The sequence below is a fragment of the Salegentibacter holothuriorum genome, from assembly GCF_900168045.1.
GTDB lineage: Bacteria > Bacteroidota > Bacteroidia > Flavobacteriales > Flavobacteriaceae > Salegentibacter > Salegentibacter holothuriorum.
The window spans coordinates 13,042-25,645 of the sequence record NZ_FUYY01000009.1; the positions used below are offsets into that span (position 1 = coordinate 13,042).

Below are 12,604 nucleotides of genomic sequence, written 5' to 3' on the forward strand. Positions count from 1 at the left end.
TAACCTAAAAGCGCTTGTTTTTTACTTTCTTGAAATTAAAAAGATGAAAAATAAAATACTTGGTTTACATCATATTACTGCTATCGCGGGAAATGCACAGCGCAACTACGATTTCTATACCAAAACGCTTGGATTAAGAATGGTTAAGAAAACCGTAAACTTTGATGATCCACAAACTTATCATTTTTATTTTGGAGATAAAACGGGAACCCCTGGAAGTATTCTTACTTTCTTTCCCTGGGAACGTGTAAAACAAGGTAAAAATGGCGTGGGTATGGCCACAGAAATAGGATATTCGGTGCCAGAAGGCAGCCTGGATTTCTGGAAAGAGCGTTTCGAGAAGAATGGTGTTGAATATGGAAAAACCAGGGAACAGTTTGGAGAAAAACACTTACCCTTTCGCGATCCAGACGGACTTAATTTAAAACTGGTAGTTCCGAAACATCATGATGACCGTGAAGCCTGGGAAACCGATGAAATTAAGAGTGATGTCGCTTTAAAAGGATTTCATAGTGTTACACTTACTCTTTATAACGTAGGACCTACTGCCGGTATTCTCACCGATCTTTTTGATTATGAACTTGAAGAAAAAGAAGATAGTTTTTATAGATACAAGACAAGTGCGGTAGAAAATGCTGCCATTGTAGATATTCACGAAGATCCTGCGGCCGAACGTGGTATTAATGCCGGCGGAACTAATCATCATATTGCTTTTCGTGTTAAGGACGAAGAAACCCAAATGTATTTCCATGAGAAAATTATAAAAAAAGGTCTTCAGATAACCGAGAAGATAGATCGCGACTATTTCTTCTCACTTTATTTTAGAGAACCTGGTGGAGTATTATTTGAAATCGCAACAGACAATCCCGGATTTACACGAGACGAAAGTTTGGAAGAGCTTGGAAGTAGCTTAAAATTACCCGCGCAGTACGAAGGTTCTCGAGATAGAATTGAGAAACTTCTACCCGAATTGAAACATTAGACAAACTTAAAAGACTATCTGAAAATCTACACACGTCATCCTGAATTTATTTCAGAGCTTGCCCCGATTTTTAATCGAAAATCTAAGATTCTCAGATAGTCTATAGTTATAAGGGGGAAAAGCTCTACTCTACCACATACATCTCATTAGAAGCTTTAATATATTCCTGAGGATTAAATGTAGATTCAAAGCTGTTTCGCACTGTATTCAATTTATTTTTTAAATCTGCAATTTTACTTTTTAGAAATTCATCTTCTTCATATTTCTTAATAAGAGAGTCATATTTCTTTAAATTCTCCAATATTCTAAAAGTAATGGTGCCAAATCTAATTTTCAAGTTCTGTACGGCAATCATCTGGTCGTGATAATCCTGCTTCCAATTCTCCGGATTTTTAGCTTTTTCTTCTGTAATTTTATTCTCTGCGATCTTAGAAATATCCAGGATATACTGCGTGCGCTTTTTCGCATCGGTTTCATTGGTAAAGTCTCTATTGAATTCTTTAGTATCTATTTCAAGGATTTGTACTAAATTTTCCTGCATCGCTTTTTCCTGAAGTTCTTTTAATTCATCCAAATTCTTATTTATAGATTCCCATTCGGTTTCTATAAGATCCTTATCATGGGTGAATTGCGCCACAGTTGTGGTGAGTTTCAACATTTCGGTACTTTGCTTTTTTAGCTTTTTATCGCCCCAGCCCAATGAGTTTATAAAGCTGCCAATGCCGTCAAAAACTGTTCCGGCAAACATACCGGTAAAAGGAGTACCCTGGGCAAGATCTCCGGTGACAGTTAAAATATGACTCAGGGCCGAAAGACGCGCATCATTTTTCTTTTCTTCCTCTACAAACTTTCTAAATTCACCAAACCACTCCTGGTATCCTTCATAATGCATAGGATTACTTACCTGGTCTAAAGTAGCGTAAAATTCACGGGAAGCATTAAAAAGGTTTAATGGTTTGATCTCCCGCTCCATAGATGCCAGGTTTAATACGGCAGAGCTGTAATTATATTTGTAAACACTAATGGTGTTTTTATCTATTTCTTCCTGACGTTCTTCCAGGAATTTCACTCGCTCCAATAGTTTTTCAACCTTTTCTGCCGAAGAATTAGTGTTTTGAATACTTTCATCAAGATTACTGATTTTAGAATCTATCTCTTTGATTCTAAACTCCAGATTCTGACTTAACAAACTGCGTTCACGGTTAAGCTCCTGAAGCACTTTTTGGGTTACCGATTGGTCTTCGGCAAAACTTTGTGCCGAAATATCCTGAAAAAGCATTCCCGAGAAAAACAGAAAAATAAAACCCAATTTATTCATTGTCAATAATTTTAATCAGTTATTAAGTATTTTAACGATCCGAAGATAATCATATTTTATGCCAGTTCAATTCAATAAATTAGTTAACAGTTTTTCCAAGCCTTAAAAGAACAGGAAATATCACTTTATTTTTAGCACCAAAGGCTGCTTTGAGCTCATTTCGTATAAGGTCTAACGGATTTTTACCATTTTCCTTTTCATAATGTTTTACCCCACTCCAGGTATTTAGATAGCCCATTAAATGCTCAAAAGACCAGGTATATTCCTGCTCAAATACAGCAGAATTTATTTCCTGAAATGGAAAAGGAATCGTTTGGTAATGTTCTTCCAGGTACCGGCGTTCTTCGTCCCAAAAAGTCCCAATAATATCATGATAAAGTTTATAAATAACCTTATTGGTTTCGAAATTACTTTTAAACAAAGAATAACCTAGCACTGAAATAATACCATTAGGTTTTAAAACACGATTTACTTCCTTGTAAAAAGATTTAAAATCAAACCAATGAATAGCCTGTGCCACGGTAATTAAATCGAAACTATTATCAGTAAAAGTTGTTTTCTCTGCAGCCTGAAAGGAATAATGAATGTTTGGTTTCTTAATCGCATTATCTAATTGTTGCCGGCTAATATCGGTTGCCTGTACCTCTTTAAAGAACTCAGCAAGTTCACCTGCCACCTGGCCGTTTCCCGTTCCACAATCCCAGGCCATTTCTGTTTTATCGAGTTTTTCTTTCAGAAAATGATATAAAGCCTGCGGATAAGTTGGTCTATATTTAGCATAAGATGAGGAATGGGAAGAAAAATTATCTTTCATAAATAATGTCTATTTCTACTAAAATTAAGGAAATAAAAAGACAAAAAAAGAGCCGCCCAACTGGCGACTCTTAAATAGTCTATATTTCGTATTTCTTATTGGTCTACCTCAACAGTATCTGGTTCCTGGCTATAATCTGAATTATCTATCGCTCCAGGATTGGTACTCAGTGCAGCATTTTCTGTTGGGGCGTCCATCTCCTCCATAACATCTGCAGCTTTATTAAAGAAAGATCTCAATTTATCTTTGGCATCATCTGCCTTCATATCTATTGCCTTAAGCTCTGCTTTTAATTCATTTACCTCTTCAGAAAGTTCTTCATAAGAGTTTTCCTGAAGTTTTTCCAGCGATGCAATTGCAGTCTGCAACTGCTCGCTCATATCTTTTGTAGAATCATTTAAACTATCTCCAATAATTTCAAGCTCCTTATTGGCATCTATTCCAAACTCACGAGTTCTCTCTGAAACTGCAGCAGCGAATTTCTGTAAGGCTATTTCTGGATCAATTTCTTCCTGCATTTGCTCATATTCATCTTCACCATCTATGTAAGTAAGATAATCTGCTACTGAATTACTTTCGTAGGCATAATTAGACACTGTGTCCTTCTCCACCTCCATAGTCTGCTCAAATTCTATTTCCCTGTCCTTTTTATTGCCGTCATTACAAGCAAACAGAACACCGGAAATCATTATCATTAATCCGGTCTTTTTTATAAAATTAGAAGTATTTAAAGTCATATTATGATTGTTTCTAAAATTCATTTCTTTTTCGTTTTCGGTTGGAAATAAAATTAGAAAATACCTTGTAACTTCAGCAATATCAAGTGATAAACTAATTTTAAAAGAATGGGGAAATTAATAAGACTTAGTTAAATCTAAAGGTTTTAGAGGACTAAAGGTGAAAATCTCTTAAAATAATTAAAGACAGGTCTGCCTGGTATAATCATAATTACCAGCTCTTTTACAAAATGCTAGATACAGACTGGAATTAAAAGAAATCAAAAACCTCGTAGGATTATCCACGAGGTTAGAATCGATAAGCTATTTTATAATTTCGAGGTAAGCCTCGGGGTGTTAAACCCTTAATAAGCTATTAAACGTTGAATCTAAAGTGCATTACATCGCCATTTTTAACGATATACTCTTTACCTTCTACACGCATTTTACCGGCTTCTTTTACTTTAGCTTCACTTCCAAAATGATCAAAATCTTCGTAAGCAATCACTTCAGCACGAATAAATCCTTTTTCAAAATCGGTATGAATTACGCCAGCAGCTTGTGGAGCGGTAGATCCAACGGGGATAGTCCAGGCACGAACTTCCTTAACTCCAGCAGTAAAATAAGTTTGAAGATTTAAAAGATCGTAAGCTCCGCGAATCAATTTTGCAGCTCCAGGTTCTTCCAAACCAATATCCTGAAGAAACATTTGGCGTTCTTCATAATCGTCAAGTTCGGTAATATCAGCTTCAGTTCCTACGGCAAGAACCAGCACCTCAGCACCTTCATCTTTAACCGCTTCCCTAACCTTATCTACATGAGCATTTCCAGAAACTGCCGAATCTTCATCTACATTACAAACATACATTACCGGCTTATCGGTAATAAATTGCATCGGCTTTATAAATTCCTTTCTTTCATCTTCAGTAAGATCAATAGCCCTAACAGATTTTCCGGCTTCTAACCCTTCTTTCACCTTGGTTAGCGCTGTTTGTTCTTTTTGAGCTTCTTTATTCCCGGTACGTGCTGCACGCTTCACTTTCTCCAATTTCTTATCGGTAGTTTCCAGGTCTTTAAGTTGTAGCTCCATATCTATGGTTTCTTTGTCCCTTATTGGGTCTATAGAACCATCTACATGCACAATATTGTCGTTTTCAAAACAGCGTAAAACGTGAAGAATTGCATCGGTTTCCCTGATGTTCCCCAGGAACTGGTTTCCAAGTCCTTCCCCTTTACTGGCACCTTTTACCAATCCTGCAATATCCACTATTTCTACAGTAGCCGGTTGTACTCTTTCAGGATTCACCAAAGTCTCCAATCGTTGAATCCTTGGGTCTGGAACGTTAACCACTCCAACATTAGGTTCAATGGTACAAAATGGGAAATTTGCGCTTTGTGCCTTTGCGTTAGAAAGACAATTAAAAAGCGTTGATTTTCCTACGTTTGGTAATCCTACAATTCCGGCTTTCATAGTAATGATTTTTTGCGGCTGCAAATGTACGTATTTTCTATTGCAGCCGCTAATTTCTTTTTAAGTACTATTAGTATCAGGTAGAAGAGTTTAAATCAAATTCGTTACAATATTTATCATTTTCCTAAAGCTAATAAGTATAAATTACTAAGAAATTTAAATCTTCATTAAATTGGTGTAAATATTGATATCTAATTATCAATACAATACCCAAAAATTATTATGAAAAAACTCCAACTTCTAATTTTTGCGCTTATTTTAAGCCTTACAGGTTGTTATAATGATAGAGATGATTTAGATCCTTCCGGAAATAATAATTCCCCAGAAGTGCCACAAGAAACCGATAATCAATTTGTAGCTGAAGATGGGGAAATTTATTTTACAGGATTGGATTGTACAGGCAACGGAAATTACATTTTAGATTCAGAAAATTTATTGGAAGACCTAAGCATTCCCAATACACTACCTGAAACTTTCGATTTATCTAAATTTCTACCTCCCGTTGGTAACCAGGGTGACCTAGGCTCCTGTACTTCCTGGGCTACAAGTTATTACATGAAATCTTTTCAGGAAAAAATTGAATCTGGATTACCTTATTCCGAAGCAACTATTTTTAGTCCGTCTTACACATACAACCAACTTACTTCTAATGATTGTGGCGGGACTTCTATTCAGGAAACTCTTGCCCTAATTGAAGAACAGGGAGTCGCTGCTCTGGAACTTTTCCCTTATACCGAAAATGAATGTACTACCCAGCCAAACGAAACTATTACTGAGGCTGCAGAAGAGGCTAGAATAGCTGATTATAAAGCTTTAAGCGGAGAAAATATGGTAGCCGAAATGAAAACCTTACTCACCCAGCAACAACCTATTATTATAGGCGCGGTCCTCTCTCCCGAGTTTGGAAAAACCGATAGTTTTGGCCTAACTGCTTACCGTGAACACAACGTAAATTATGAAGACGTAACCTGCCACGCAATGCTAGTGGTTGGCTTTAATGACGAATTTAATGCTTTTAAATTGGTAAACTCCTGGGGAGAATCCTGGGGTGATAATGGTTTTGTTTGGATAGATTATCAGGCTTTTGAAAATGTAGCCGATACCAACGCCTCTTTTAGAGTTATTAACCAGGCTTATGTAGCCTACGATCTTTAGAGGTTAAATTCAGAATTTAAAGTTTTACTGTTCCCTACTCAAGAAAAATGAGGGTTTTCCATATTTCTTCTAAGCATTTGTTTGCTAATTATTAGTTTAAACTAACTTTGCGGCTATGGAAAATACCCGGGTTTTACATACGCTTAAAGAATATTTTGGTTACGATAGTTTTAGACCACTTCAAAAGAAGATCATCGATTCGGTTTTTAAAGGCAAAGACAACCTGGTAATTATGCCCACCGGTGGTGGAAAATCTATTTGTTACCAACTTCCTGCAATCTTACTTCCTGAAATCACCCTGGTAATTTCCCCGCTTATAGCCTTGATGAAAGATCAGGTAGACGGACTTACCGCAAATGGTGTTCCCGCGGCATTTTTAAATAGTAGCCAAACCGAAAGCCAGCAACAAGAAATCTTTAAAAAAATTGATTCCAAAGAATTAAAACTGCTTTATGTTGCGCCAGAAAGTTTGCAGTTTGTAGATCGCTTTATGAGCGATGGAAAAATAAGTTTGATCGCGGTAGATGAAGCACATTGTATCTCCAGCTGGGGGCACGATTTTAGACCGGCTTATACACAATTAGGCTATTTAAAAAACCGCTTCCCCACTACCCCAATGATCGCCCTAACCGCTACGGCCGATAAAGCGACACGAGAAGATATTTGCCGCCAATTGAATATTCCAAAAGCGCAAAAACACATCGCTTCTTTTGATAGGAAAAACCTAAGTCTTGATGTGCGGCCGGGTATTAAACGCTTTGAGCAAATCACTAATTTTGTAAAAAACCGAAAAAAGGAAAGCGGAATTATTTATTGCCTAAGCAGAAAAAACACCGAAGAGATTTCTGAGAAACTCCAACGAAAAGGTTTTGAAGCAGAAGCTTACCACGCTGGTTTACCGGCAGAGAAACGTATTGAAATTCAGGATAATTTTATCAATGATAATTCAAAGATTATTTGTGCTACCATAGCCTTTGGGATGGGTATAGATAAATCTAATATTCGTTGGGTAATTCATTATAATATGCCAAAAAACCTGGAAGGTTATTACCAGGAAATTGGTCGTGCAGGGCGGGACGGTTTGCCTTCAGACACTATGCTTTTTCATAGTTATGCTGATGTGGTGCAGCTGCAAAAATTCGCTTCCAATTCTGGAAATGAAGAAGTACAGCTTGCAAAGCTAGACCGAATGAAACAATATTCTGAGGCTTTAAGTTGCCGCCGAAAAATATTGCTGAGTTATTTTGGAGAATTAAAACAGGAGGATTGTGGCAATTGTGATATTTGTAAAAATCCTCCACAGTTTTTTGATGGAACTGTTATTGCACAAAAAGCACTTTCATGCATTTTCAGGCTAAAAGAAAACGAACCCATCACTGTTTTAATAGACGTTTTACGAGGCTCTCAAAATGAATCAGTTTTCAGCAAGAATTATCAGCAAATAAAGACTTTTGGAATTGGTAATGATATTTCCTGGCACCACTGGCAGCAATATATTATTCAGCTTATCAATCTTGGCTATGTAGAAATAGCTTTTCACCGTGGCAATAATTTACAACTCACAGCCCTGGCAAAAAACGTACTTTTTGAAGGCGAAAAAGTTCAGCTTGCTGAAGTTCCTGATCGCAAAAAGCTAAAACGTCGTGAAGAAAACGAAATTGCAGAAAAGACTTCTGATAATTCCCTTTTTGAAAAATTAAGACAACTACGTTTAAAAATTGCTCGCGAAGAAGAGATTCCCGCATATCTTATCTTTAACGATGCTACTTTAAAAGAAATGGAGAAATCCCGCCCAATGACCGATGATGAATTTCTTCAAATTAATGGGGTGGGAAGACAAAAAATGCAGGATTACGGCTACGAATTTATAAAGGAAATTATCGCTTTTAGTAAAAAAAAACGCAGCACCAAAAAGCGTAAAAAAGCAAATACCTATAAAGCTACACTAAGCTTATTAAATGAAGGTTTAAGTCTGGAAGAAATTGCCAAAAAGCGAGAGTTGGCCATTACTACCATTTATTCGCATCTGGCAAAACTATATACCGAAAATGAAGCGGTAGACCCTATGAAATATATTTCAAATGCTGATTTTAAAGCCATTGAAAAAGCGCGTGGAGAAATTGAAAACCCTGACGGACTAAAAGTCTACTTTGAGCATTTTGAAGAAGCAATAGATTATGGAACCATTAGGTTGGCCTTAGCTGTTTTAGAAAAACAGGAAGCAGAAGTTTAAAAATCTTCCAGCCCAATTTTATTTAAAAGTAAGCCTGAGGCTGGTACTATATAGTCCATTTGCATTTGCACCCCGGGTTTTAAACTATTTTCTAAATCTTCTAAGCTAAACTCACCTCTACCAAGTTGCAGCAAGGCACCCATCATTAACCTAACTTGATGTCTTAGGAAACCGGCGCTGTGAATATGAAAAATATAAGATTTTTCAGGAAAAAAGCTGGCGGTTATTTCGGTATTCTCAACTAATTCAGATTTTATGATCTCGCGTTCAAAAGTACTGTTCTCTGAAACCCGCACACAATAGTTTCTAAACTGGTGTTTGCCTTCAAAAAGCTTTGCTCCTTTTTTCATCAATTCAATATCCAGATCAAATTGAAAATTAGCCATTAAAGGCGCACAAAAAGGATGATTTTTCTCCCCAAAACTAAATAAATAAGCATATTCTTTAAGTTTTGGATGCTGAATAATATTGAATTTCGCATCCACTTCAGTGATGGAAAGCGCTCTAATATCCTGAGGTAAATTAAGATTGAATTCTTTTAAAAACTCATCTTTATCACTAAGTGGTTCGTAATCTAAAAAAAGCTCAAATGCCGATTCCTGTGCTGAAACCATAGCATCTGTTCTACTCGTACCTAAAATTTTAAACTTTTCGGTAGGCATTACATAACGTAAGGTTTTTGTGATTAACTCTTCTACCGTTTTTACATCTGGCTGTTTTTGCCAGCCGTGCAAACGATAACCTAAATATTGAACTTTAATAAGGTAAAAATAGCGCTTGGGTTGCAAATTTTTGTTTTTCAGGATTTGGAATACTACTAATATTCTCGTTTTTTGTTTAACTCTTCCATCTCTCGCACTGCTTCCGCAGGAATAACTTTCTGAAAAGAAGCGTGTTGTTCTATAGCGTATTCCAACTTATTCACAATGTCTTCTACAGATTCGTTTTCATAATCTATTTGTAGCGGCTCTTTAATTTGCATTGTTTGCAAAATACCGCGTTTCTTGATCCTTATCCCCTTTTTATCGAATGAGCGTCTAAATCCATCAATTACAATAGGAATAACAACCGGTTTATATTGTTTAATTATATGGGCGGTTCCCTTTCTAATGGGCTTAAAAGGCTTTGTAGTTCCCTGCGGAAATGTAATTACCCATCCATCTTTTAAAGCGGTTCCAATATTTTTAGTGTCATCAGGGTTTACCTGGCGTTCCACTTCCTGGCCTTTTGCCCGCCAGGTTCTCTCTACACTAACAGCTCCGGCGTAAGCCATAATTCTGTAAATCAATCCCGCATTCATGGTTTCTTTAGCCGCTACATAATAGATATTAAGTTTCGGCTGCCAGATATAACCTACGTTTTTAATGGAATCTACCCTCCCACTCAAACTAGCGTTAAAAACGTGGAACATGGCCGTTACATCGGCAAAGTATGTTTGATGATTGGAAACAAAAAGCACATTGGTATCCGGAAGGTTTTTAATTATTTCTGAACCTTCAATATTCAATTCGTTAAAACCACGATAACGACGATGACTCAACAATCCAAAAATACGGATAAGCCATTTTTTTAGAAATAAAATATGTCCAAATGGATTTCTTTTAAACAACCCCATAGTTTAAATTTCAGTTCTTACTTTCCTGTATAAATTTTATTAGATTAGGAGACCAGCCCACAAAACCTAAGGAAAAAATAATTTAATTTTAAAACAAGTCGGGCACTATTTAAATCTCGATTATCGAGGAAAAATTAAGCCGCACAAATATAGTAATTCCTCGTTTTTAAAAGCTTTTTCTAAATATTTCTCGTATTTCACTCAGCATCATACCCGTAGCACCCCACACAATTTGTTCATTTAATTTAAATGCCGGCACTACCATTTTATTTGAATAACTAGTGCTCAATTCTTGATTTACAAAATTAGAATGATCCAGAAAATGATCTAAATCTACCTCTAGAATACGCTCTACCTCGCTTTCCTGCGGAATTAAAGTTGGGGTTTCATCTAGCAAACCTAAATAAGGTTGCACCCAAAAATTGCTTGGCGGAATATATAGGCGAGTAAGTTCTCGTATCACTTCTATATTGTTTCTTGGAATTCCAACTTCCTCTTCGGTTTCACGCAATGCGGTTTGCTCCAGGTTCACATCATCGGGTTCTACACGTCCTCCGGGAAATCCAATTTGATTAGAATGTACACCTTTATAGGTTTTTCTTAAAATTAATACCAGGTGAGTTTTTCCGGAATTATTAGGATAAAACACAGCCATAACACCGGCTTTGTTAGGCTTAAGGCTATTAATGTCAAGATTTCTCATCTCTTCACGGCGGTTACCGGGCACTAATTTATGATGCGCCTCTTCCCCCGGAAGGACAATTTTTTTTAATTTTGGTATCCTGTCTTTAAAATCCTGAAAATCCATGAAAACCTCGCTTTCTATCTTTTATCTTTTTCTAATTCTTTTTTTCGCAAGTTGTGAAGATAAGGAAACTTCAAATAAAAACACGTCGGAAAAGGCTATAGATAAAGAAGAAGTTTCTAAAAAAACTTCTAAACTAGACTCCTTAAAAGCTAAATATGCCAAAAAGGAAGAAGTGGTTCTTCAGAATAAAGAAGAAGTCGATGGTAGATTCCCGATTCCACAGGAGCAACTAATTCCTTTTTTAAGCCAATATGGAAAAGAAAATCCGGAAAACCGAGTTCGCATCATCACTAGTTTTGGCAATATTGAAGTAATGCTTTATCGTGATACTCCCCTTCATAGAGCTAATTTTATAATGCTGGTAAAAAAAGGCTATTTCGATAATACCTTTTTTCACAGGATTGCACCTGGTTTTGTAATCCAGGGTGGGAATTCAGATAACTTAGCAACGCCAAGAAAACGTTCTGAAATTGGCGATTATCTAATTCCCAGTGAATTTGATGCAGGGCATAAACACACCTACGGCGCATTTTCAGCAGCAAAATACAGCGAACAGAACGTTAGTAAAGCTTCGTCTCCATTTGAGTTTTTTATAGTTATGGATAAAAATGGAACTCCGCACTTAAATAATGATCATACGGTTTTTGGACGCGTCACCAAAGGAATGGAAGTTGCAGAAAAAATTGCCCAGGTAAAAACCGGCCAGTCAGAATGGCCCATAGATAATGTGGAAATGGATATTGAGATTATAGACTAATTACGCCCGTTGGGTATAATAATTATAATCGGTAATCACTTGCCGAATAAACTCCATCGGGGATTCCTCCGGCTTCGTTTCCAATAATTCTGATAATTTTTCTGAAAGCGATAAGATAAGTCGGTGATTATTGTTTCTTTTCGCGGTTTGATACAAGTTTTTAATATTCTCTACATCGGCATCTTTTAAAACACTCACCTGCGGATATTTGGGTTGATAACCATCTGGAACATCTACCGCAAGACTTCGGTTTAAATTGGTTCTTGGTTTTTCAGAAATCACGGTAGTTTTAGCGGCTAGATCTCCCAATCGTTGTCCTTTCCCATTTAACAAAATAGTTACTACAGCAATAGCCCCGCTGCTAATAGAAATATCTATAAAGCGAAGCAACCATCTTATCAAATACTCAGCTAAAGCAGGTCTGCTACCATCCAACTTCACTACCCTAATTTGTAAAGCGGCTTTCCCGGGAGTTTGGCCGTTATATAAAGTTTCCCACAACAAATAATAAAGTAACGAAGGAAGCCCCATTACCAGATAATATACCCACTGCCCTGCCGCATCTAATCCTGTACCGGCTAATGCCAGCGAACTAATCACTATATAGAGACCAATAATGAATACATCTACAATGAAAGCAAGGATGCGATCGCCAACACTTGCAACATTCTGATTAATACTAATATTTTGAGCGGTTTCAATTTGAAAATTATCCATTTAATCTGTTTCTTTGAG

The 12,604-nt window shown here is 36.7% G+C and carries 12 protein-coding genes; 4 read left to right on the forward strand and 8 right to left on the reverse strand.

Annotated features, from left to right (window positions below):
• Window positions 1-43 precede the first annotated feature (43 nt).
• Window positions 44-982, forward strand: a complete 939-nt coding sequence (locus tag B5X51_RS14675; protein ID WP_079721949.1) for a ring-cleaving dioxygenase — start codon at window positions 44-46, stop codon at window positions 980-982.
• A gap of 124 nt (window positions 983-1,106) precedes the next feature.
• Here B5X51_RS14675 and B5X51_RS14680 read toward each other — a convergent pair whose 3' ends face one another.
• From B5X51_RS14680 to ychF, 4 genes are all read right to left on the reverse strand, one after another.
• Window positions 1,107-2,300, reverse strand: coding sequence for a hypothetical protein (locus tag B5X51_RS14680; protein WP_079721950.1), 1,194 nt, complete (start codon window positions 2,298-2,300; stop codon window positions 1,107-1,109).
• Window positions 2,301-2,379: 79 nt separating this feature from the next.
• Entirely contained in the window at window positions 2,380-3,114 is a 735-nt protein-coding gene (locus B5X51_RS14685; protein WP_079721951.1) for a class I SAM-dependent methyltransferase, read from the reverse strand.
• A 95-nt stretch (window positions 3,115-3,209) separates the two neighbouring features.
• Entirely contained in the window at window positions 3,210-3,875 is a 666-nt protein-coding gene (locus tag B5X51_RS14690; protein WP_079721952.1) for a hypothetical protein, read from the reverse strand.
• A gap of 331 nt (window positions 3,876-4,206) precedes the next feature.
• Window positions 4,207-5,301 carry a redox-regulated ATPase YchF gene (ychF, locus tag B5X51_RS14695; protein WP_079721953.1) on the reverse strand — a complete coding sequence of 365 codons (1,095 nt, stop codon included), beginning with the start codon at window positions 5,299-5,301 and terminating at the stop codon, window positions 4,207-4,209.
• Window positions 5,302-5,523: 222 nt separating this feature from the next.
• Here ychF and B5X51_RS14700 point away from each other — a divergent pair, with 222 nt between their 5' ends.
• On the forward strand, window positions 5,524-6,456 hold the full coding sequence (locus B5X51_RS14700; RefSeq protein WP_079721954.1) for a C1 family peptidase: 933 nt from the start codon (window positions 5,524-5,526) through the stop codon (window positions 6,454-6,456).
• A gap of 115 nt (window positions 6,457-6,571) precedes the next feature.
• The gene (recQ, locus tag B5X51_RS14705) at window positions 6,572-8,689 is read left to right on the forward strand and encodes a DNA helicase RecQ (RefSeq protein ID WP_079721955.1); all 2,118 of its coding nucleotides are present in this window, start codon (window positions 6,572-6,574) and stop codon (window positions 8,687-8,689) included.
• Here recQ and B5X51_RS14710 read toward each other — a convergent pair.
• The 3 genes from B5X51_RS14710 to B5X51_RS14720 all read right to left on the reverse strand — a co-directional run bounded on the left by B5X51_RS14710 (window position 8,686) and on the right by B5X51_RS14720 (window position 11,112).
• Window positions 8,686-9,477 (reverse strand): tRNA pseudouridine synthase A, encoded by a 792-nt coding sequence (locus tag B5X51_RS14710; RefSeq protein WP_079721956.1) that lies wholly within the window; start codon window positions 9,475-9,477, stop codon window positions 8,686-8,688. The two genes, recQ and B5X51_RS14710, sit on opposite strands and share 4 nt — an antisense overlap.
• A 29-nt stretch (window positions 9,478-9,506) precedes the next feature.
• Window positions 9,507-10,304: a lysophospholipid acyltransferase family protein gene (locus B5X51_RS14715; protein WP_079721957.1), complete on the reverse strand. Its 798-nt coding sequence runs from the start codon at window positions 10,302-10,304 to the stop codon at window positions 9,507-9,509.
• Window positions 10,305-10,470: 166 nt separating this feature from the next.
• Window positions 10,471-11,112 carry an NUDIX hydrolase gene (locus B5X51_RS14720; RefSeq protein ID WP_079721958.1) on the reverse strand — a complete coding sequence of 214 codons (642 nt, stop codon included), beginning with the start codon at window positions 11,110-11,112 and terminating at the stop codon, window positions 10,471-10,473.
• Between B5X51_RS14720 and B5X51_RS14725 the strand changes: the two genes are divergently transcribed.
• Entirely contained in the window at window positions 11,111-11,869 is a 759-nt protein-coding gene (locus B5X51_RS14725) for a peptidylprolyl isomerase (RefSeq protein WP_079721959.1), read from the forward strand. The genes B5X51_RS14720 and B5X51_RS14725 overlap by 2 nt on opposite strands.
• On the opposite strand, the gene B5X51_RS14730 is transcribed toward B5X51_RS14725, so the two are convergent.
• On the reverse strand, window positions 11,870-12,586 hold the full coding sequence (locus tag B5X51_RS14730) for an RDD family protein (RefSeq protein WP_079721960.1): 717 nt from the start codon (window positions 12,584-12,586) through the stop codon (window positions 11,870-11,872).
• Between the last annotated feature and the right edge of the window lie 18 nt (window positions 12,587-12,604).

Coding starts and splice junctions, on each gene's coding strand:
- recQ (WP_079721955.1), top strand. CDS start 6,572: ATGGAAAATACCCGGGTTTTACATACGCTTAAAGAATATTTTGGTTAC.
- ychF (WP_079721953.1), bottom strand. CDS start 5,301: ATGAAAGCCGGAATTGTAGGATTACCAAACGTAGGAAAATCAACGCTT.
- B5X51_RS14715 (WP_079721957.1), bottom strand. CDS start 10,304: ATGGGGTTGTTTAAAAGAAATCCATTTGGACATATTTTATTTCTAAAA.
- B5X51_RS14685 (WP_079721951.1), bottom strand. CDS start 3,114: ATGAAAGATAATTTTTCTTCCCATTCCTCATCTTATGCTAAATATAGA.
- B5X51_RS14680 (WP_079721950.1), bottom strand. CDS start 2,300: ATGAATAAATTGGGTTTTATTTTTCTGTTTTTCTCGGGAATGCTTTTT.
- B5X51_RS14730 (WP_079721960.1), bottom strand. CDS start 12,586: ATGGATAATTTTCAAATTGAAACCGCTCAAAATATTAGTATTAATCAG.
- B5X51_RS14675 (WP_079721949.1), top strand. CDS start 44: ATGAAAAATAAAATACTTGGTTTACATCATATTACTGCTATCGCGGGA.
- B5X51_RS14700 (WP_079721954.1), top strand. CDS start 5,524: ATGAAAAAACTCCAACTTCTAATTTTTGCGCTTATTTTAAGCCTTACA.
- B5X51_RS14720 (WP_079721958.1), bottom strand. CDS start 11,112: ATGGATTTTCAGGATTTTAAAGACAGGATACCAAAATTAAAAAAAATT.
- B5X51_RS14690 (WP_079721952.1), bottom strand. CDS start 3,875: ATGAATTTTAGAAACAATCATAATATGACTTTAAATACTTCTAATTTT.
- B5X51_RS14725 (WP_079721959.1), top strand. CDS start 11,111: ATGAAAACCTCGCTTTCTATCTTTTATCTTTTTCTAATTCTTTTTTTC.